The sequence below is a fragment of the Kribbella sp. NPDC003505 genome (assembly GCF_040610875.1).
GTDB lineage: Bacteria > Actinomycetota > Actinomycetes > Propionibacteriales > Kribbellaceae > Kribbella.
Genome location: NZ_JBEXNA010000003.1, coordinates 692,528 through 713,606, shown reverse-complemented (window position 1 = coordinate 713,606; position 21,079 = coordinate 692,528). Strand labels below are relative to the sequence as shown.

General features: G+C 69.8%; 18 protein-coding genes. 10 read left to right on the top strand and 8 right to left on the bottom strand.

The genetic code is table 11. The annotated features are described in order from the left end of the window. Positions 1-66: 66 nt before the first annotated feature. Positions 67-669, top strand: a complete 603-nt coding sequence (locus ABZX12_RS12375; protein WP_355692460.1) for an RNA polymerase sigma factor — start codon at positions 67-69, stop codon at positions 667-669. Then, the gene (locus ABZX12_RS12370; protein ID WP_355692459.1) at positions 666-1,544 is read left to right on the top strand and encodes a hypothetical protein; all 879 of its coding nucleotides are present in this window, start codon (positions 666-668) and stop codon (positions 1,542-1,544) included. Before ABZX12_RS12375 ends, ABZX12_RS12370 begins: the two co-directional genes overlap by 4 nt. On the opposite strand, the gene ABZX12_RS12365 is transcribed toward ABZX12_RS12370, so the two are convergent. From ABZX12_RS12365 to ABZX12_RS12345, 5 genes are all read right to left on the bottom strand, one after another. Then, on the bottom strand, positions 1,541-1,903 hold the full coding sequence (locus tag ABZX12_RS12365; RefSeq protein WP_355692457.1) for a hypothetical protein: 363 nt from the start codon (positions 1,901-1,903) through the stop codon (positions 1,541-1,543). The two genes, ABZX12_RS12370 and ABZX12_RS12365, sit on opposite strands and share 4 nt — an antisense overlap. Positions 1,904-2,181: 278 nt before the next feature. Continuing rightward, positions 2,182-3,927 (bottom strand): proteasome ATPase, encoded by a 1,746-nt coding sequence (gene arc, locus ABZX12_RS12360; RefSeq protein WP_355692455.1) that lies wholly within the window; start codon positions 3,925-3,927, stop codon positions 2,182-2,184. Positions 3,928-4,026: 99 nt separating this feature from the next. After that, on the bottom strand, positions 4,027-4,965 hold the full coding sequence (locus ABZX12_RS12355) for a tRNA (adenine-N1)-methyltransferase (RefSeq protein ID WP_355692454.1): 939 nt from the start codon (positions 4,963-4,965) through the stop codon (positions 4,027-4,029). A 60-nt stretch (positions 4,966-5,025) separates the two neighbouring features. Then, on the bottom strand, positions 5,026-6,180 hold the full coding sequence (locus tag ABZX12_RS12350; RefSeq protein ID WP_355692452.1) for a M50 family metallopeptidase: 1,155 nt from the start codon (positions 6,178-6,180) through the stop codon (positions 5,026-5,028). 35 nt (positions 6,181-6,215) lie between these two features. After that, positions 6,216-7,073 carry an intradiol ring-cleavage dioxygenase gene (locus tag ABZX12_RS12345; RefSeq protein WP_355692450.1) on the bottom strand — a complete coding sequence of 286 codons (858 nt, stop codon included), beginning with the start codon at positions 7,071-7,073 and terminating at the stop codon, positions 6,216-6,218. Positions 7,074-7,202: 129 nt separating this feature from the next. On the opposite strand from ABZX12_RS12345, the gene ABZX12_RS12340 reads away from it, so the two are divergent. The 6 genes from ABZX12_RS12340 (at position 7,203) to ABZX12_RS12315 (ending at position 14,494) form a co-directional block, all read left to right on the top strand. Continuing rightward, complete coding sequence (locus ABZX12_RS12340; RefSeq protein ID WP_355692448.1) at positions 7,203-8,090, top strand: PD-(D/E)XK nuclease family protein; 888 nt, start codon at positions 7,203-7,205, stop codon at positions 8,088-8,090. Positions 8,091-8,306: 216 nt separating this feature from the next. After that, positions 8,307-9,101 carry an ABC transporter ATP-binding protein gene (locus ABZX12_RS12335; RefSeq protein WP_355692447.1) on the top strand — a complete coding sequence of 265 codons (795 nt, stop codon included), beginning with the start codon at positions 8,307-8,309 and terminating at the stop codon, positions 9,099-9,101. Continuing rightward, complete coding sequence (locus ABZX12_RS12330) at positions 9,101-11,623, top strand: FtsX-like permease family protein (RefSeq protein WP_355692445.1); 2,523 nt, start codon at positions 9,101-9,103, stop codon at positions 11,621-11,623. Before ABZX12_RS12335 ends, ABZX12_RS12330 begins: the two co-directional genes overlap by 1 nt. A 69-nt stretch (positions 11,624-11,692) precedes the next feature. Next, positions 11,693-12,451, top strand: a complete 759-nt coding sequence (locus tag ABZX12_RS12325; protein ID WP_355692443.1) for an IclR family transcriptional regulator — start codon at positions 11,693-11,695, stop codon at positions 12,449-12,451. Positions 12,452-12,484: 33 nt separating this feature from the next. Then, complete coding sequence (glpK, locus tag ABZX12_RS12320) at positions 12,485-14,005, top strand: glycerol kinase GlpK (protein WP_355692441.1); 1,521 nt, start codon at positions 12,485-12,487, stop codon at positions 14,003-14,005. Positions 14,006-14,125: 120 nt separating this feature from the next. After that, positions 14,126-14,494, top strand: coding sequence for a hypothetical protein (locus tag ABZX12_RS12315; protein ID WP_355692439.1), 369 nt, complete (start codon positions 14,126-14,128; stop codon positions 14,492-14,494). An 80-nt stretch (positions 14,495-14,574) separates the two neighbouring features. Here ABZX12_RS12315 and ABZX12_RS12310 read toward each other — a convergent pair whose 3' ends face one another. The 3 genes from ABZX12_RS12310 to ABZX12_RS12300 are packed head-to-tail and all read right to left on the bottom strand — an operon-like array spanning position 14,575 to position 18,717. After that, positions 14,575-16,287, bottom strand: coding sequence for a glycerol-3-phosphate dehydrogenase/oxidase (locus ABZX12_RS12310; RefSeq protein WP_355692438.1), 1,713 nt, complete (start codon positions 16,285-16,287; stop codon positions 14,575-14,577). 36 nt (positions 16,288-16,323) lie between these two features. Further along, the gene (gene glpK, locus ABZX12_RS12305; protein WP_355692436.1) at positions 16,324-17,841 is read right to left on the bottom strand and encodes a glycerol kinase GlpK; all 1,518 of its coding nucleotides are present in this window, start codon (positions 17,839-17,841) and stop codon (positions 16,324-16,326) included. A 39-nt stretch (positions 17,842-17,880) separates the two neighbouring features. Continuing rightward, positions 17,881-18,717, bottom strand: coding sequence for an MIP/aquaporin family protein (locus ABZX12_RS12300; protein ID WP_355692434.1), 837 nt, complete (start codon positions 18,715-18,717; stop codon positions 17,881-17,883). A 289-nt stretch (positions 18,718-19,006) separates the two neighbouring features. Between ABZX12_RS12300 and ABZX12_RS12295 the strand changes: the two genes are divergently transcribed. Together ABZX12_RS12295 and ABZX12_RS12290 are read left to right on the top strand one after the other, a co-directional pair. After that, the gene (locus tag ABZX12_RS12295) at positions 19,007-20,290 is read left to right on the top strand and encodes an alpha/beta hydrolase-fold protein (RefSeq protein WP_355692433.1); all 1,284 of its coding nucleotides are present in this window, start codon (positions 19,007-19,009) and stop codon (positions 20,288-20,290) included. After that, positions 20,287-21,075, top strand: a complete 789-nt coding sequence (locus ABZX12_RS12290; RefSeq protein ID WP_355692431.1) for an SGNH/GDSL hydrolase family protein — start codon at positions 20,287-20,289, stop codon at positions 21,073-21,075. The genes ABZX12_RS12295 and ABZX12_RS12290 overlap by 4 nt, the downstream gene beginning before the upstream one ends. Positions 21,076-21,079 lie beyond the last annotated feature (4 nt).

Sequence of the window (21,079 nt, the reverse complement as noted above, 5' to 3'; positions counted from 1 at the left end):
CATTTGGACGGCGACCGGTCATTAGCCGGTGTGAAGATCACCCTGACTGACGATACGGAGCCGTCCATGGCCACCGGCCCCGGAGGCCTCGATCCAGGACCGGACGAGGAGCTGTGGCAGCGGCTGCGCGTCGGCGACCACTTCGCGCTCGGCGAGCTGTTCGACCGGTACGCCGACGACGTCCGTGCCTTCGCCTTCCGGCGGACCGCCTCCTGGAGTGCCGCCGACGACGTGGTCCAGGCGACGTTCCTGAACACCTGGCGACGCTTCCAGCGCAACCCCCCGGGACCGCTCACCGCGCCGAGCGCCCGCGGCTGGCTGCTGCGAGTGGCCGGGCACGAGTGCAACTCCCTGTTCCGTACGGCGAACCGGCTGCGCAAGCTCGTCGATCGCCTGCCCGAGCCGCCCCCTGACGACGACCACGCTGCCGACGTCGCGCGCCGCCTCGACGACGAGCGCCGGATGTCCGTGATCCGTCGCGCCGTGGCCAAACTCCCCCGGCACGAACGCGAGACCCTCGAGCTCGTCGTCTGGTCCGGACTCACCACCGCCGAAGCCGCGGACGCGCTCGGCGTACCGGTCGGAACCGTCAAGGCCCGGCTGCACCGCACCCGTCGTCGCTTCCCCGACCTGCTGACCCGGGTCGACCTCACCGAGGAGCTGTCATGAACACCGATCTCGAACCGCCGCGCGTTCCGCCGCTGACCGCCGCCGAGCACGCCCGCCTGCGCAACCAGTTGATGGACAAGACGCAGCCCGCCATGCGTCGCTCGGCCCGGCCTTGGGCCGCCCCCATGGTCGGCGTCGGAGCGGTCGCGGCCGTCGTCGCCGGCACGCTGGTCGTCACCAACGGTTCACCCGACGACGCCGGCGTGGCCGGCACGTCGACTCCGCAGGCCTCAGCCGGGGCGAAGGTCCGAGTCGATCTCGGCGCGGTGCCGCAGCGCGACCTGGCCAAGGTCGTCACCGAATGCCAGTTCCCGGGAGAGGGCGGTCCCGCCCAGATCATCTGGAGCCGCCACGTCCGCGGCATCACCAGGGACAGCACCTCGCTGGTGGCAGTGGCGCTGAACACGAAGAATGCTCCGACCCCGAAGACCACTGTGACCCGCGGCGGTCGCAAGCCGGGAACGGGAGGCGCGCCCTCCGACGCCAAACTCGGGTACCGGTACTGCCTGACACGCACACCGGCGAGCGCGAAGCTCGGATCGGTCGCATCGGTCGGACGGGTCCCCGACAAGAACTGGCAGACTCAGCCAACGGACCAGCGCGCTCTGGTGACCCTCGGCAGTGAGGACGCCAACTTGACGTACGCACGCACGACCTTGCAGGCGTGGGCCGTCTACCGGGCGCTGCCGAGCGTCGCCACGGTCGAAGTCCGCTACGTGCTGGACGGACGGCGCGGCCCGTGGACCAAGGGCGTCGTCGAAGGCGGCTTCGCCTACACGGAGGTCCAAGCCAACGGGAAGTTCACGGTCGGCCAGCGTCTCAAGACCGAGGTCCGCGCCTTCGACGCCCAGGGCAAGCAGATCCCGGTCGGCTAGCGGCGGCGCGCCATCGTCCGGGCGAAGTTGATACCGAGCAGGCCCAGCCAGCCGATCACCACCCCGAACGGGCCGATCATGCCGGCCATGATCGCGGTGATCGGGATCGCGGCCACCACCGACACGATCGCAAGCGCCAGACCGCCCGGATCCGGCTCGCGGCTCGGCCGGCCGGGTCGCGCCGGCTCCGGCAGCCCGGGCTGGTCATAGGACCCGTACGACCCGGCGCGGCGCTGGACGTCGCGCCGGTCGAGCTTCTCGAGGAAGCTGTCGATGATCTCGGCCTCGTACTCCGGCCCCAGCTCCTGCCGCGCCGCGACCGCGGCCCGCAGATCCTTCCGCACCTCATCCGTCGCCATACGAGCAAATTAGCTCCGCCCACCACCCCCACCAATCAGGGAAACCCCCCGATCCCACCGGGTGTTAGACCTACCCCGCTCCCGACACAGCTCCGCCGGCCGTTCGCCGAGTCGTGGCATTTGGCTCGGCCGAACGACCACGATCCACGACTCGCCGAACCCGACGCGAACCAATCGCCACGACTCGACGGCAACCCGGCGCCGCAGGATGCCGCGGGACCGGCCGGGACGCCGAAACGCCCGGCTGCCGGAGGCGGCCGGGCGTTTCGGGTGTGGTCCTACAGGTACTGACCCGTGTTGGTCGCGGTGTCGATCGAGCGACCCGGCTCGGTGCCCTGCTTGCCGGAGATGAGGGTACGGATGTAGACGATCCGCTCGCCCTTCTTTCCGGAGATCCGGGCCCAGTCGTCCGGGTTCGTGGTGTTCGGGAGGTCCTCGTTCTCCTTGAACTCGTCCACGCACGCCTGCAGCAGGTGCTGCACCCGCAGACCCTTCTGGTTCTCGTCGAGGAAGGCCTTGATCGCCATTTTCTTCGCCCGGTCGACGATGTTCTGGATCATCGCGCCCGAGTTGAAGTCCTTGAAGTACAGGACCTCCTTGTCGCCGTTCGCGTAGGTGACCTCGAGGAACCGGTTCTCCTCGGCCTCGGTGTACATCCGCTCGACGGTGCGCTGGATCATCCCGTCCACGCAGCCCTGCCGGTCGCCGCCGAACTCGTTCAGGTCGTCGGCGTGCAGCGGGAGCCCGGCGGTCAGGTACTTCGAGAAGATGTCCCGGGCAGCTTCCGCGTCCGGGCGCTCGATCTTGATCTTCACGTCCAGCCGGCCGGGCCGCAGGATCGCCGGGTCGATCATGTCCTCACGGTTCGAGGCACCGATCACGAGGACGTTCTCGAGGCCCTCGACACCGTCGATCTCGCTCAGCAACTGCGGGACGATGGTGTTCTCGACGTCGGAGGAGACACCGGAGCCGCGGGTGCGGAACAGCGAGTCCATCTCGTCGAAGAACACGATCACCGGCATCCCCTCGGACGCCTTCTCCCGGGCCCGCTGGAAGACCAGGCGGATGTGCCGCTCGGTCTCGCCGACGTACTTGTTCAGCAGCTCCGGACCCTTGATGTTCAGGAAGAACGACTTCTGCTCGGCGATCCCGGTGCGCTCGGCGACCTTCTTGGCCAGCGAGTTCGCGACCGCCTTCGCGATCAGCGTCTTGCCGCAGCCCGGCGGGCCGTAGAGCAGCACGCCCTTCGGCGGCTTGAGCTCGTGCTCCAGGAACAGGTCCTTGTGCAGGTACGGCAGCTCGACGGCGTCCCGGATCTGCTCGATCTGGCCGGACAGGCCACCGATCTGGGTGTAGTCGATGTCCGGGACCTCTTCGAGCACCAGCTCCTCGACCTCGGACTTCGGGATCTTCTCGTAGACGTAGCCGGAGCGGGGCTCCAGCAGCAGCGAGTCGCCCGACCGCAACGCAGTGTCGAGCAGCGGCGACGCGAGCCGCACCACGCGCTCCTCGTCGGCCTGCGCGATCACCAGCGCCCGCTCGCCGTCGGCGAGCAGCTCCTTCAGCATCACCACGTCGCCGACGACCTCGAAGTCGCAGGCCTCGACGACGTTGAGTGCCTCGTTCAGCATCAGTTCCTGGCCGAGCTTGAGCCCGTCCAGGTCCACCGACGGGCTCGCCGCGACCCGGAGTTTCCGGCCGCCGGTGAACACGTCGAGCGTGTCGTCTTCGTTCCGTCCGAGGAAGGTGCCGAATCCGGACGGCGGTTGCGCCAGCCGGTCGACCTCCTCCTTCAGGGCGATGATCTTCTCTCGCGCCTCCCGCAGCGTGTCCGCCAGCCGCTCGTTCTGAGCGGTGACACTCGCCAAGGAGGCCTGGGTTTCGGACAGCCTGCTCTCGAGCGACCGGCTGTCAGCCGGGTGCTCGAGCAGCCGACGTCGCAACGCCGCGACCTCGGCTTCCAGGTACCGGACCTGGTTACGCAGTTCTGCCGCGGTAGGACTCTCGTCTCCAGCCACGATCATCACCTCACCATGTGGGGCTCGACCCTATGGACCTTACCCAGAAAACCTCGCCGGGCAAGCTGAATCCCATCACGTGTCGGTTGCGGATGAGTCGGTTGCCTACGGCATGTCGTCAGAAGTTTCGGACGACGGCTCGGGGCGGCGCGGGCCGGCGTAGTCGTCGCCGTACGCGCCCGGTGCCGGACGGCGCTTCTTGCGGGGTGCCTGCACCCCGTGCGCCATCCTCCGGGCGGTGACCAGGAAGGCCGTGTGTCCTTGCATCCGGTGGCCCGGACGGACGGCGAGACCCTCTACATGCCAGTCTCGCACGAGCGACTCCCATGCGCGCGGCTCGGTGAACTCCCCGTGTGCCCTCAGCGTCTCCACAACGCGGCTCAGCTGCGTCGTGGTGGCCACGTAGGCACAGAACACCCCGCCGGGCGAAAGGGCCTCAGCGACCGCGTCCACGCACTCCCAGGGCGCGAGCATGTCGAGGACGACGCGGTCGACGTCGGTCTCGTTCAGCTTCTCGACCAGGTCGCCCACCTCCAGCCGCCAGGCCGGGTGCTCGCCGCCGAAGAAACCGGTCACGTTCTTCCGCGCGACCTCGGCGAAGTCCTCGCGGCGCTCGAACGAGATCACCTGGCCGTGGATCCCGACCGCGCGCAGCAGCGCGGTGGTGAGCGCGCCGGAACCGGCGCCCGCCTCGACCACCTTCGCGCCCGGGAAGATGTCGGCCATCGTGACGATCTGCGCGGTGTCCTTCGGGTAGATCACCGCGGCGCCGCGCGGCATCGAGACCGAGTAGTCGGCCATCAGCGGTCGCAGCGCCAGGTACTCGACGTTGCCCTTGGAGCGGATCGTGACCGCGTCCGGACCGTCGATCAGGTCGTCGTGCGCGATCCCGCCCTTGGTGGTGTGGAAGATCTTCCCGCGCTCCAGCTTGACCGAGTGCCGGCGGCCCTTGGAGTCCTGCAGGGTGATCCACTCGCCCTCCTGCAGCGGTCCGTGGTGGACGCCGGAGAACGCCTGGTCGGGAAAGTCACGCAAGTCAGCCATAAGGCGCTCACCTTAACTTTCGGTCACCCCGACCGAGTAATCAGCGTAATCAGCGTGTGATCAGCGGCCGCGGAAGGCGCGTTCCACGTCCGAGGTCGCGAGGACGCCGTACACGCCGCCGTCGGCGTCGAGCACCAGGTACTCCGACGCGGGGTGCTCACGCAGTGTGGCGAGGATCTCCTCGCCGGTGTCGTTGACGCCGATGATGTGGCCCGCGGCGATCCGGCTGGAGACCTCGCTGACCGTGGTCCACGGACGCTGGTTCGGGGCCACCGCGGCAACCGCGGTCTCCGACACCAGCGCGTGCGGCTTGCCGTCGCCGTCGATCACCACGACCGCTCCGGCGTGCGCCTCGGACGCCAGCCGGACGGCCTCGGACACCGGCGTGCCGGAGTGGACGGCGATCGCGCGCCGGGCCATCGTACGGACCTGGAGCGCGGGCAGTTTGCGCCGCAGCCGGGCCTGCATCAGGGAGGCGGTCGATCCGGACCAGAGGAAGAACCCGACGAGCAGCGCGATGACGAAGTCGATCATCGACGGTTGCCGGTCCCAGATCTCCTCCAGCAGGACCGGGAGCACGAGCACGCCCATCGCGAGCAGCCGGCCCGCCCAGGCGGCCGCGATGGTGCCGGTGTGCATGTTGCCGGTGAGCTTCCAGACGATCGCCCGCAGCACCCAGCCGCCGTCCAGCGGCAGGCCGGGGAGCAGGTTCGTGACGCCGACGATCAGGTTCGCGATGCCGAGCTCCCACAGCGCGACGTACCCGACGCCCTCGTCGACGGCGCGGGAGCCGAGGTAGGCCAGCCCGCCGACGATCAGCGACGCGATCGGCCCGACGACCGAGACGGCGAACTCCTCCAGCGGCGACTTCCGCTCGCCCTCGATGTGCGTGCCGGCCGCGAAAAAGCCGAGGTTGATCTCGGACACCGGGATGCCGAACTTCATCGCCATCAGCGCGTGCGCCAGCTCGTGGACCAGGATCGAGACCGTGAACGCGACGACGAACGCGAACGCGGCCACGTACCGCCAGCCGCCGAGCTCCGGGAACTGCTGGCCGATGATCGCGGCGAAGCCGATCGCGAGCAGCATCGCCACCGGCAGCCAGGTGAAGCGCATGGTCAGCCGGATGCCGCGGACGCGACCCAGTACCCACGTTCCGGGCGGTGGCGGACCGGCCGGCTGGGCGGGGTTCTGGGATTCGCGCGAGTCTGGCATCACCCCAACGCTACTTGGCCGGTGTCAACGCTGCGCTACACACCCACCGTCAGCGCGGCGGCATACCCGCTGGAGACGTCTCCGGTGACCGTCGCGAGCTGATGTACGCCGTCGTCGTCGCCGAACACGTTGTCGTTGTCCAGCGAGGTCCGGCCGAGGTTCTGCGCGCTCCCGTCGTACCCGTCGGTGGCGTAGACCGTGCTGCAGACGTCCTTCGGGAGTGCGAGCTGTGAGGTGCGGGTGATCTGGCCGGCCTTGGTCGCCTCGTCGGCGCTCGCGTAGACCTCGAAGTGGATGTGTGGCCAGCGGCCCGTGTACGCGGCCGGGAAGATCGTGGTGAAGGTGACCTTGCCTGATGCGTCGGCCGACTGGACGCCGCGGAGGTAGTTCTCCTCGGTCACGCCGTCGGAGTAGAGCGAGTACCGCCCCTGGGCGTCGCAGTGCCACAGGTAGACGGCCGCACCTTCGAGGGCCTTGTCCTGGTCGGCATCGACGACGGTGAGTTCGACGGACAGCGGTACGCCGGTGGCCACGCCGGACGCGGAGCCGAAGGACTTGGTGATGTCGCTGCGTACGATGCCGGACTGGGTGAGGACGTTCGGGCCGTTGGAGCCGTCGCCCGGGTACGGTCCGCCGGTCTCCTGCGGGATCTCGTCGACGTCCGTGGCGGCGCTCGTCGTCGAACCGGACGTGGCGGACGGGGAGGTGCTGGCCGATGTGCTGGTCGATGTGCTGCTCTGTGTGCCGGCCGTCGGCTGGTCGGCCGAGCAGCCGGCGACGGCGGCGAGGCCGGCCGCGGTGAACAGGCCGAGGAAACGGCGGCGGTGCAGGGTCGCCAGGTCGTACTCGAGACCGCGGTCGTGGTTCGGAGGAGGCTGCGTCGGTGGCGTCATGTTCCGAGCATGGCAACGCCCGCCGCAGGCGGACCGTGAGTTCGCTGGGAGTTCGCTGGGAGGCGGTTTTCCACAGGCACGGAGTGGGGTGCGGGCGAACTGTCCGTGGTTGTGCCTAGGGTTTGGGTCATGAGCGTTGCAGCTGCTGTCGATCCGCATGAGCACCCGCGGGGCGCCTTGTCGCCCTCTCGAGCCGCGGACTTCATGAGCTGCCCGCTGAAGTACCGGTTCCGGGTCGTCGACCGGCTGCCGGAGAAGCCGTCGCCGGCCGCGGTCCGCGGGACGGTCGTGCACGCGGTGCTGGAGCGGCTGTTCGACCTGCCGCGCGGCGAGCGGACGCTGGAGCAGGCGGCGCAGATGCTCGAGCCACAGTGGCAGCGCCTGCTGGAGGCCGAGCCGGAGGTCGCGGAGCTGTTCGCCGAGGATGCCGGCGGCGAGGAGCTGGCCAAGTGGCTGGCCGAGGCGCACGAGCTCCTCGGGAAGTACTTCACGCTCGAGGATCCGAATGCGCTGGAGCCCGCCGAGCGCGAGCTGTATGTCGAGACCGCGCTGGACTCCGGGCTGGTGCTGCGGGGGTATGTGGACCGCCTCGACGTGGCTCCGACCGGCGAGATCCGGGTGGTCGACTACAAGACCGGTCGCTCGCCGTCGGAGTTCTTCGAGGCGAAGGCGCTGTTCCAGATGAAGTTTTACGCACTGGTGCTGTGGAAGCTGCGCGGTGTGGTGCCGGCGATGCTGCAGCTGGTCTACCTGGGCAACGGCGAGATCGTCCGCTACGTCCCGGACGAGGCCGATCTGCGGGCCTGCGAGCGCAAGGTCTCCGCGCTGTGGGTCGCCATCACCCGCGCCCTCGACTCCGGCGACTGGCGACCCAGCCCCGGCCCCCTGTGTGACTGGTGCGACCACAAGCCGCTGTGTCCGGCGTGGGGCGGCACACCGCCGCCGCTGCCGACCCGCTCCGTCGAAGAGGTCGCGGCCGAGTCGGCAGGCATAGACCTGATCACAGTCGACGGCTAGGTCCTGTCTGGTGATCCAGCGCCGTCGCGAGGAGGTGCTCGGTGCGGTGCCTCGGCGTGCTGGAGCGAAGGTCTCCATGCGGATCCATCGTGGTCTTTGCTCCAGTGCGGCGAGGTGCCGTGCCGAGTGCCCCGCAGTAGGCGGTGGATTACCAGACAGGGCCTAGGCAGCACCTGCACCCCGGCAGAGGAACCCTGGGTCGATACGGTTCGTCGCATGAGTGTGGGTGATGTGGCGGTGCGGGCGGCCGACGTCTGGAAGCGGTACGGCGGTGGCCTGACGCAGGTGGACGCACTGGCCGGTGTGAGCGCGGACTTCGGGAAGGGCCGGTTCACCGCGATCATGGGCCCGTCCGGCTCCGGCAAGTCGACCCTGCTGCACTGTCTGGCCGGCCTCGACAAGCCCACCGACGGGAAGGTGTTCCTCGGTGACGTCGACCTGACCACGCTGCCGGACAAGCAGCTCACCCATCTGCGCCGCGACCGGATCGGGTTCGTGTTCCAGGCGTTCAACCTGGTCCCGACGCTGTCCGCGCTGGAGAACATCACGCTCCCCCTCGATCTCGCCGGTCGCAAACCCGACCAGGACTGGCTGACCACGGTCGTCGACACGGTCGGTCTGATGGACCGCCTCCGGCACAAGCCGTCGGAGCTGTCCGGGGGTCAGCAGCAGCGGGTCGCCTGCGCCCGCGCGCTCGTCTCCCGGCCGGACGTCGTGTTCGCCGACGAGCCGACCGGCAACCTCGACTCGCGGGCGTCCGGTGACGTCCTCGGTTTCCTGCACCGCTCCGTGCGGGACTTCCAGCAGACCGTCGTGATGGTCACCCACGACCCGAGCGCGGCGTCGTACGCCGATCGCGTGCTGTTCCTGGCCGACGGCCGGTTGCGGTCCGAGCTGGTCGACCCGACCGCGGAGTCGGTGCTCGACACCATGAAGGAACTCGACCTCGAGCAGGAACACGGCGACACGACCGACAGGACCGGCAGCGCCGCGGGCGAGCTGGCCGGCTGATGTTCAAGCTCGGCATCCGCTCGGTCCTCGCGCACCGGGTCCGCTTCGTGCTGTGCACGCTCGCCGTCACGCTCGGCGTCGCGTTCGCGGGTGGCGCGATGGTGTTCACCGACACCCTCTCGACCGCGCTGAAGAAGAACTTCCAGGTCAGTACGGCGGACATCACCGTGACGCCCGCGTCGCCGATCGAGACCGGCACGGACCGCCCGGCGATCTTCCAGTCCGACGTCGTCGATCGCGTCCGTGCCGTTCCCGGGGTCCGGGACGCCGCCCCGCAGTTGATGATCAGCAACGTCCAGATCCTCGGCCCGGACGGCAAGCTGCTGCAGAACTACGGCCTCTCGTCCTTCGGCGCGAACTGGCCACGTGACCCGCAGAACGCGCCGTTCAAGGTGCTCACCGGCGTGCCGCCGTCCGGCAGCGACCAGCTCGCACTCGACGAGTCCACCGCGGACCGCGCCGGCTACTCACTCGGCGACCAGGTCCGGATCGTCACGCCGACCCGGGCCGTCACCGCGACGCTCACCGCGACCACCACACCCGCCCAGGCCGGCGCGGCGGCCGGTGCTCCGCTGGTCAGCTTCGACGGCGCGACGGCCCAGCTCTTGCTGCTCGGGAGACCAGGCTGGACGTCGATCACCGCCTCGGTCCAGCCCGGGGCCGACCCCGGCACGGTCAGCCAGGCGATCGCCAAGGCCGTCGGCGACTCGGTGCAGGTCCGGACGGCGAAGCAGGTCACCGCCGACGGCGAGCACGACCTCGACAACACCTTCGGCGGGTTCGGCACGGTGCTGCTGCTGTTCGCGTTCCTCGCGCTGTTCGTCGGCACGTTCCTGATCGTCAACACGTTCGCGATGGTGGTCGCGCAGCGCTCCCGGGAGCTCGCGATGCTGCGCGCGATCGGCGCGTCCCGCGGCCAGATCACCGGCACGATCCTGGCCGAGAGCGCCGTGATCGGCTTCGTCGGCGCCACGCTCGGACTGCTGATCGGCATCGGCGTGGCGGTCGGGATCCGGTTCTTCTACGAGCGGCTCGAGCTGCGGATCCCGACGGCGGCGCTGCAGGTGACCCCGACCACGATCATCGCCTGTTACGTGATCGGCATCGGCGTCACGATGGCCGCCGCCGCTCCGGCCGCGCGCCGGGCGGGCAAGCTGCCTCCGGTCGCGGCGATGCGCGACGACGTCCGGATCCCGGAGCGCTCGCTGCTCGTCCGGGTCCTGATCGGCGCGTTCATGCTCCTGATGGCCGTCATGTTCTACGCCATCGGCGTGAACGCCGGCGGGCTCCCCGGCGCCGTCCTGATCACGCTCGGCACCGGCACCGCGGTGCTCGCGATCGTGATGCTCAGCCCGCTGGTCAGCCGGTACGTCGTCCGCGCGCTGATGTACCCGTTCGGCCGTCAGGCGCCGATCACGCTCGGGCGCCGCAATGCCGAGCGGAACCCGCGCCGTACGTCGGCGACCGCGGCGGCGCTGATGATCTCGGTCTCGCTGATCTCCGGCCTGCTGGTGATCGGAGCCTCGGTGAAGGCCTCGATCGACCGGAGCATCGTCGAGGCGCTCGGCACCGCCGACATCCTGATCAGCAACGACGGCGCGCCCAGCTTCAGCACGGAGGTCGGCGACCGGGCCGCGAAGGTCCCGGGAGTCAGCTCCGTACACCGGGTCCGCCAGCAGACGGGCGAGGTCGGCAAGACGAGTGTCCGGATCAGCGGGGTCAGCGACGGCACGCTGGCCGGGCCCGTCACCACGCACTTCGACGCCGGCTCGGCCGCGGCGCTCGACGCCGGCCAGGTGCTCCTCCCCCGCAACCTCGCCAAGACCCTCCAGCTCACGGTGGGCAAGACCTTCGCCCTGAAGACCACGAGCGGCACCCGCACCCTGACCGTCGGCGGGATCCTGGCGCCGAACCGGCAACTGAACGCGGTCGTCGTGTCACTGTCCACGTACGAGACGCTCGGCGGGTCGCCGAGCGACAACCTGCTGTACGTCGGGGTTGCCGACGGCAACCAGGTGGCGCAGGTCCGGACCGCGATCCTCGACCAGCTGCGGACGGACTACCCGGCGCTCCAGGTCCGCGACCAGCAGGCGTACGCCGCGGTCGCACGGGAGCCCGTGAACGGCGTCCTGGCCGCGGTCGGGTTCCTGCTCGCGATGGCGATCCTGATCGCGCTGCTCGGCATCGTGAACACGCTCGCGCTCGGCGTCGTCGAGCGGACCCGGGAGATCGGGCTGCTGCGCGCGATCGGGATGGACCGGCCGCAGCTCGGCCGGATGCTCCGGGTCGAGTCGATCGCGATCACGCTGTTCGGGGCGCTGCTCGGGCTGGCGATCGGCGTGACGTTCGCGGCCTCGGTGCAGGCGGCGATGGTCGACGACGGGCTCGCCGTCCGCGACATCCCGGTGCTGCAGCTCGTGCTCGCGGCCGCGGTCGCGATGGTGTTCGGCGTACTCGCCGCTGTCTGGCCGTCACGCCGTGCTGCGCGCCTCGACGTGCTGCGGGCCATCGCGTCGGAATGACCGCGGGATGACACGTGGCGTGACGCTCGAGGTGGAGCCAGACCAGTGATTCACAGGTAGCCTGCCGGTGTGCCGGGGACCGTACAGTCGATCGAGCGGGCCGCGGCGGTGCTGCGACTGCTCGCCGCCGCGCCTGACGGGCTGGGGGTCGCCGATCTGGGCAACGCGCTCGGGCTCGCGAAGCCGACCGTGCACGGGATCCTCCGCACGCTGCACCAGGTCGGCTTCGTCGACCAGGACCACAGCGGCGCGCACTACCACCTGAGCGACGCCTTCGGGCGTCTCGGTGAGAGCTACCTGGACCCGAACGAGCTGCGCAGCCGCGCGATCAACTGGGCCGATTCGCTGGCGTCGCGCAGCGGTGAGGTGGTCCGGGTGGGCCGCCTCGTCGAGGGCAAGGTCGAGGTCGTGCACCATGTGTTCCGCCCCGATGACAGCGACCAGGACCTCGACGTCGGTACGACGCTGCCGCCGCACGCGACCGCGCTCGGCAAGGCGGTGCTCGCGTTCGACGCGAGCGGCGCGGCACGGCCGCGGAAACTCGAGGCGTTCACCACCCGGACGATCACCGACCCGGCGCGGCTGGCCGAGGAGCTCGCGGCGGTCCGGGCGCGTGGCTGGGCGACCGAGTTCGAGGAGCACACCGTCGAGCTGGCGAGTATCGCGGCGCCGATCCGGGGTCTCGGCGGGCTGGTCGTCGGAGCGGTCGGCCTGGCCGGCCGGGTGGAACGGATCTGCGACAGCCGGCTGCGGCACCGCGGCGACCTGATCAGCATGGTCCGCGCCACCGCCGACGCGATCGCCCGCGATCTCCGCGACGACACATGACCGGGGGCGGCCGGGTGAATGAGGGGTGGGGGGATGGCTGAGCAGTACGTGGCGGCAGTGGACCAGGGGACGAACTCGAGCCGGTGCATCCTGTTCGACCGGCGCGGGCGGTTGGTGTCGGTGGCGCAGCGGGAGCATCGGCAGCTGTTCCCGCGGCCGGGATGGGTCGAGCACGACGCCGAGGAGATCTGGCGGAACGTGACCCGCGTGGTGCCGGCGGCGATCCGGCAGATCGGCGCGGCGCCGTCCCAGGTCGTTGCCATCGGCATCACCAACCAGCGCGAGACCAGCCTGCTGTGGGACCGCCGGACCGGGCGGCCGATCGGTCACGCCGTGGTCTGGCAGGACACCCGGACCGACCGGCTCGTCACCGAACTGGCGGGCGAGGAGGGCCCGGACCGGTTCGCGGATCTGTGCGGCCTGCCGTTGACGACGTACTTCTCCGCGCCGCGGATCCGGTGGATGCTCGACCACACTCCCGGGCTGCGGCAGCGGGCCGAGCGCGGCGAGATCCTGTTCGGCACCATGGAGACCTGGCTGATCTGGAACTTCACCGGCGGTCCGGGCGGGGACGCCCAGCACGTCACCGACGTCACCAACGCCAGCCGGACGATGCTGATGAACATCGAGGCCCTCGACTGGGACGACCAACTGCTCGAGGCGTTCGACGTACCGCGGGCGATCCTGCCCGAGATCCGCCCGTCGTCCGGGGTGCTCGCGACCGCGACCGAAGTCCTGCCCGGGGTCCGGATCGGCGCCGCGCTCGGCGACCAGCAGGCGGCGCTGTTCGGCCAGACCTGCTTCAGCGCCGGCGAGGCGAAGTGCACGTACGGCACGGGGTCCTTCCTGCTGATGAACACCGGGCCGGAGATCGTCCGGTCCAAGCACGGGATGCTGACGACCGTGGCGTACCGGATCGGCGACCAGCCCGCGTCGTACGCGCTCGAAGGCTCGATGGCGGTCACCGGGTCGCTCGTGCAGTGGTTCCGCGACGGGCTCGGCATGATCCATACCGCGGCCGAGATCGAGACGCTGGCGCGGACGGTCGAGGACAACGGCGGCGCGTACATCGTGCCCGCGTTCTCCGGGCTGTTCGCACCGCACTGGCGCAGCGAGGCGCGCGGGGTGATCGCCGGGCTGACCGGCTACATCACCAAGGGTCATCTGGCCCGGGCGGTCCTCGAGGCGACCGGGTTCCAGACGCTCGAGGTGGTCGACGCGATGAACGCGGATTCCGGGATCGCGCTGACCGCGTTGAAGGTCGACGGCGGGATGACGGCCAACAACCTGCTGATGCAGTTCCTGGCCGACCTGCTCGACGTCCGTGTGGTCCGGCCGATGGTGACCGAGACGGTGTCGCTCGGTGCTGCGTACGCCGCCGGGCTCGCGGTCGGGTACTGGCCCGATCTGGAGGGGCTGCGCAGCAACTGGCACCGCGCCGGCCAGTGGGTGCCGCACATGGATCCGGCCCGCCGCGCGACGGAGTACGCGAACTGGCAGGCCGCCGTCCAGCGCACCTTCAACTGGATCCGCACCGAGGAACACGAGCTGTAGCAAGCCTTTCGGGCACGGCCGAAGAGCGGCAGCCGTGATGTCGCTGTCAAACGCTTGATATACCCCGCGCCTACCTTCCTGGTGTCGGAAGCAGTACCGAACTCGGGAGGAGAAAGTCTCATGTCCACAGCTCGCCGGATCTTCGCCGCGGCCGCCCTCGGGGTGTCGACGCTCGCCGTCGCACCGCTCACCGCGAACGCGCAGACGCTGCACGTCACGCACATCACCTGCCACGAGCAGGAGGACAACACCGGAGCCGACGACATCTACCTGCAGGTGGACGGCGGCACCGTGATGGAGTCGATCCAGTTCGTCAAGGGCGACAGCAAGGACATCGCCAACGTGACCGTCGAGCAGGGCAAGGTGCTGGTGATGCGCGAGGGCGACTTCCCGGACGACGACGACAACCTGGGCCAGCGCCAGATCACCGGCCCCGGCAACTACGAGTTCACCGACGACGGCGCCCACTACACCGTGACGGTGGGCTGACTCCGGCCGCGGAACAGGTAGCTGCTGTGTCGTCCCTCCCGGTCCGAGTAAGGCACGGGAGGGACGGCGGCGTCCAGACGTCAGGCGGGTGAGACGATGTCCGGGGCCTCGAGGCGGACCTTGTCGGCGGACTCGTCGTCGGGCTGGTCCTGGGAGTCGCGCTCGGACTGGACGCGCTTGAGGTAGAACGACACCTCGCGGTCGATCGTCGCCTCGTCCCAGCCGAGGATCGGCGCGACCAGCCGGGCGGCGGCCTCGGCGGCGCCGACCCCACGGTCCCAGGCCTCGATCGAGATCCGGGTCCGCCGGGCCAGGATGTCGTCCAGATGACGCGCCCCCTCGGCCTTGGCGCCGTACACGATCTCGGCCTTCAGGTAGTCCTGCGTGCCCGGCAGCTGCTCGCCGAGCGACGGGTCCTCGGCGACGAGTTCGAGCACCTCGTCGATCAGGGCGCCGTAGCGGTTCAGCAGGTGCTCGATCCGGGCCACGTGCAACCCGGACCGCTGCGCGATCAGCTGCCGCTGGTTCCACAGCGCCTGGTAACCGTCGGCGCCGACCAGCGGGATGTTCTTCGTGACACTGCGCGGCACCCGCCCGTCGAGCGCGTCCGCGGCCGCGTCGATCGCGTCCTTGGCCATCACCCGGTACGTCGTGTACTTGCCGCCGGCAACCACCACGAGGCCCGGCGCCGCGTGCGCGACGACGTGCTCGCGGGACAGCTTCGACGTGCTCTCCGACTCGCCCGCGAGCAGCGGCCGCAGACCGGCGTACACGCCCTCCACGTCCTCGCGGGTCAACGGCGTGGTGAGCACGGCGTTCACGTGGTCCAGCAGGTACTCGATGTCCTTGCTGGTCGCGGCCGGGTGCGCCTTGTCCAGGTGCCAGTCGGTGTCCGTGGTGCCGATCAGCCAGTGCCGGCCCCACGGGATGATGAACAGCACGGACTTCTCGGTGCGCAGGATCATCCCGGTGCTGGACTGGATCCGGTCCTTGGGTACGACGAGGTGGATGCCCTTCGACGCGCGGACGTGGTACTGCCCGCGCTCCCCCACCAGCGCCTGCGTGTCGTCGGTCCAGACGCCGGTCGCGTTCACGACCTGCTTCGCCCGGACCTCGAACTCACGGCCGCTCTCCAGGTCCTTCGCCTGGACGCCGGTCACCCGCTCGCCCTGCCGCAGGAAACCGGTCACCTTCACCCGGTTCGCGACCAGCGCGCCGTACGACGCCGCGGTCCGGGCGAGTTCCATCGTGTGTCGCGCGTCGTCGACCTGCGCGTCGTAGTACTGCAACGCGCCGACCAGCGCGGACTTCTTCAGCGACGGGACCAGCCGCATCGCGCCGCGCCGGGTCAGGTGCCGGTGGATGGGCAGCCCGGCGCCGAGGCCGGAGCTGACCGCCATCCCGTCGTACAGCGCGACGCCGGCGCCGGCGTAGAACCGCTCCCACCAGCGGTGCTGCAGCGGGTACAGGAACGGAACCGGCTTCACCAGGTGCGGCGCCAGGCGCTGCAGGAGCAGACCGCGCTCCTGCAGCGCCTCGTGCACGAGCCGGAAGTCGAGCATCTCCAGGTAGCGCAGGCCGCCGTGGATCAGCTTGCTGGACCTGCTGGAGGTGCCGCTCGCGAAGTCGCGGGCCTCCAGCAGTCCGGTGGTCAGGCCGCGGGTGGCGGCGTCGAGCGCCGAGCCGGTGCCGACCACCCCGCCACCGATCACCAGGACGTCCAGTTCCCGTCCGTCGGCCAGCGCGTCGATCGCGTCGGCCCTTGCTTGCGGTGACAGAGCCACTACAGCCACTGTGTTCGTCCTTCCGATTTCGTTGGTCGTGCTCAATCAGTCGACGTCGACCCAGTCGAGGGTGCGCTGGACGGCCTTCTGCCAGCCGGCGTACCCCTGAGTGCGCTGCTCGTCGTTCCACTGCGGCTCCCACCGCTTGGCCTCGTTCCAGTTCTGCACCAGCTCGTCCTTGGACTTCCAGAAGCCCACGGCGAGCCCGGCCGCGTACGCCGCGCCGAGCGCGGTGGTCTCCGCGACGACCGGCTTGCTCACCGGTACGCCGAGGATGTCGGCCTGCATCTGCATGCAGAGCTCGTTCGCCGTGACGCCGCCGTCCACCTTCAGCACGTCGAGCTTCACGCCGGAGTCCTTCTCCATCGCGTCCGCGACGTCCTTGCTCTGGTAGCAGATCGCTTCCAGTGTTGCGCGCGCCAGATGTGCGTTGGTGTTGAAGCGCGACAGGCCGACGATCGCGCCGCGGGCGTCCGAGCGCCAGTACGGCGCGAACAGGCCGGAGAACGCCGGGACGAAGTACACCCCGCCGTTGTCCTCGACCTGACGGGCCAGCGTCTCGGTCTCGCTCGCGCCGGAGATGATGCCGAGCTGGTCGCGCAGCCACTGCACCGCCGAGCCGGTGACCGCGATCGAGCCCTCGAGCGCGTACACCGGGGCCTCGTCGCCGAACTTGTAGCACATCGTGCTGAGCAGGCCCGCCTTCGAGCGAACCAGCTCGGTGCCGGTGTTCAGCAGCATGAAGTTGCCGGTGCCGTAGGTGTTCTTCGCCTCGCCCGGGTTGAAGCAGACCTGGCCGACGGTCGCGGCCTGCTGGTCACCGAGGTCGCCGGTGAGCGGTACGACGCCGCCGAGCGGACCGTTGGCGAGCGTCTCGCCGTACTTGTTCGGGTCCGACGACGGACGGATCTCCGGCAGCATCTGCCGCGGGATGTTGAAGAAGCTGATCAGCTCGTCGTCCCAGTCGAGGGTCTCGAGATTCATCAGCATCGTGCGGCTGGCGTTCGTGACGTCGGTGACGTGCACGCCGCCGTCCGTCCCGCCGGTCAGGTTCCACAGCAGCCAGGTGTCGGTGTTGCCGAACACCGCGTCCCCGGCCTCGGCCGCTTCCCGGACCCCGTCGACGTTCTCCAGGATCCACTGCACCTTGCCGGCCGAGAAGTACGTCGCCGGCGGCAGACCGGCCTTCTGGCGGATCACGTCGCCCTTGCCCTCGCGCTCGAGGGCGGACGCGATCCGGTCGGTCCGGGTGTCCTGCCAGACGATCGCGTTGTAGTACGGCCGTCCGGTCCGGCGGTTCCAGACCACCGCGGTCTCGCGCTGGTTGGTGATGCCGAGCGCGGCCAGGTCGCTCGACTGCAGGCCTTGTGCGTTCATCGCGGTCCGGATCACCGAGCTGGTGCGCTCCCAGATCTCCACCGGGTTGTGCTCGACCCAGCCCGCCTGCGGCAGGATCTGCTCGTGCTCCAACTGGTGGATGCCCACCTCGTTGCCCGAATGGTCGAAGATCATGAACCGGGTGCTCGTGGTGCCCTGGTCGACGGCGCCGACGAAGTCAGCCATGGAAAGTCCTCTCCTCACAGTGCGCAGTGATGCGGTACGTCATACCGACTCCTCCGGTTCGGGAACCCGGCCGGGTTCCTCGTCCACGTCGGAGACCGGCAGGTGCCGGCCGACCAGCAGGTCGTAGAGCAGGCCGCCGATGAGCGCACCGATGATCGGTCCCACGATCGGGACCCAGAAATAGGGATCCCCGAACTGGTCCTTGAACGCTCCTCCGTACCCGGTCAGGTAGGAGGCCAGCCGCGGACCGAAGTCACGCGCCGGGTTGATCGCGTAGCCGGCCAGGGTCCCCCACGCCATCCCGATGCCGACGACGAGCAGGCCGATGATGAACGGTCCCAGGTTCGCCGCGGGCGCGGTGTTGCGCAGGTCGACGATGGCCAGGATGACCATCATCAGAATCGCCGTGCCGATGATCTGGTCCAGGAAGCCGCTCCACATGCCGGCTCCGAGCTCCGTGCTGCCGTTGCCCGGCAGGGTGGAGAACACGCCCTGGCTCTTGATCGTCAGTCCGGGGTCGAAGTGGTGCAGCACCTTGGAGTAGTTCCAGCGGACCACCAGCGCCGCCGCGAACGCGCCCAGGAACTGTGCCCCGATGTAGGGCAGCACCTTCCGCCACGCGAATCCGCGGAAGGCCGCCAGCGCGATCGTCACCGCGGGATTGATGTGGGCTCCGCTGATCCGGGCGGACACGTACACACCCATCGTCACGCCGATACCCCAGGCCCACGCGATCGAGTCGTGATCCCCGATGCCGCCCGCCACCACCTGGGCGACCACCCCGACGCCGAACAGGATCAGGATGAACGTTCCGGCGAATTCCGCCGAGCACTCCCCCAGAAGGGTTCTTTGTTTGACCGCTTCGGTCGTAGCCATGCTTGGCCTCCCTTCGAGCCGTGACGACCACGGCTGGCTGGAATGTAAGAGCCAACCCCCCTCCGTACAACGCCCGCCGTTCGACATTGTCGAACGCCGATCCCGAGCCGTCCCGCTGCGACACTCGGTGATCTTGTGACTACTCAATGACACCGACAGGTGCCACCGAGCAGTGCCCCGGCATAAGACGACCGTACGACGCAATCGCTGAGGGAGCGGGCGGTGGGCGTGCCAACCATTCGCCTGGGTCGGGCGTCTGGGGGATGGGTCTGCTCGGTTGGAGGGTCGGATGAGTGTGTCGCTGCTCGGGGGATGGTTTCCCGTGGTGCTGGAGGTCGTGGCCGGCGGTGCCGTGCTGGCTGCGGTGGGGTGGCGGGATTCGCAGTGGCGGCGGGTGGTGCCGTTGGTGGCGGTGGGGGCGGTGCTGGTGACGTTGGTGGCGGCCTATCCGGGGGCGAAGCTGGTGGGGCTCACGGATCCGTTGCCGTTCGTCGTGTGGTTGTGGTTCGGGGTCGCGGTCGGGGCCTTGATTGTGCTGGGGGCCGGGTGGCGGTCGGCGCGGTGGTGGCGGCGGGGGGCCGCGGTGGTGGCGGCGGTCCTGGCGGGGGTGGTGTGTGCGAACGGGATCAACCAGTTCGTGGGCTACTACCCGACGATCGACTCCGCCGTGAACGACTGGACGAACACGCCGCTGCCGGGTCAGGTGTCGATGTCCGGCATCGCGCGGGACGCAGGTACGACGAAGCTGCCGCCGGCGGGGCGGCTGGTCGCGGTGGACATTCCGGCGACGTACAGCCATTTCAAGCACCGCCAGGAGCTCGTCTACCTGCCGCCGATCTGGTTCCACGGCGCGCACCGGCCCGCGCTGCCGGTCGTCGAGCTGATCGGGGGCGAGCGGGGCGGCCCGGGTGACTGGGTCCGGCTCGGCGACGCCGTCCAGGTGTCCGACGCGTACGCGCACCGCCACCACGGGTACGCGCCGATCCTGGTGTTCGCCGACGCGACCGAGCGGTTCGACAACGACACCGAATGCGTGGACGGCCCGCGCGGGAACTCCGCCGACCACCTCGACCAGGACATCCCGCGGTACGTCGAGAAGACGTTCGGCGCGTCCCGGGATCCGCGGCAGTGGGCGGTCGCCGGGTTCTCGATGGGCGGCACCTGCGCCATCGACCTGGTCGTCGAGCACCCGGACGTCTTCGACCACTTCGTCGACATCTCCGGCGACCTCGCGCCGTACACGAGCACGCCGGCCGCCAGCCTGCACGACCTGTACGGCGGCAACGTGGCCCTCGAGAAGGCCAACGAACCGCTGCTCGTGATGCGCGCCCACGGCAAGTACACGAACGTCGACGGCCTGTTCCTGACCAGCACCCAGGAGCTGCGCCACCAGCACGAGGCCGAGGAACTGTCCACGGCCGCGGGCAAGGCCGGCATCTGGTCGCGGGTCGAGATCTCCCCCGGCACGCACGTGTGGCAGTTCGCCGCGCCCGCCTTCGCGTCGGCCTACCCGTGGCTGGTCAACCAGCTCGCCCTCCCCCAGCACTCAGGGAGCCACCCGAGGCCGGCGTGATCGAGAATCTGCGACGGCTCGCCGCCGGCCTGCTGGTGGTCGCGCTCCTCAGCGTGATCTCCGGCGCGGACACGGTCGGCGAGATGCGAACCGACGGCGACGTCCGGGTGGTTGCCCTCGGTGACTCGGTCACGTCCGGCTCCAACTGCGACTGCACGCCGTTCCCCCAGCTGTACGGCGACCTGCTCGAGGACCGCTCCGGCGCGGCGGTGACCGTCGACAACCTCGGCGTCGGCGGCCTCGACTCCACCGGGCTGCTGCAGCAACTGGGTCAGCGCGGCGTCGCGCAGGCCGTCGCCGCGGCGAACGTCGTTCTCCTCACGATCGGCGCGAACGACTTCGGCGACCACCACGACGACGTCACCAGCGGAGAGTGCGCGGGCGACTGCGTCGCGGACGAGTTCGAGCAGCTGACCGCCGACCTCGGCCGGATCCTGAGCCGGGTGCACGCGCTGCGGGGCGGCCGGCCGACGACCGTTGTGATGACCGGCTACTGGAACGTCTTCAAGGACGGCGAGGTGGCCGAACGGCAGTACACCCCGGGCGGCCGGGTCGCCAGCGACCAGCTCACCGTTCGGACGAACTCCGCGATCGCCGCCGCGGCCCGCGCCGGCGACGCGACGTACGCCGACATCTACACGCCCTTCGAGGACAACCCCGACGTGACCGCGCTGCTCGCCTCCGACGGCGATCATCCGAACGCGGCCGGTCATGCGCTGATCGCGCGGGTTCTGCTGGCCGCAACGCCCAACCCTTTGCCCGCGTCCCCACGTCAGGGAGGTTAGAGAG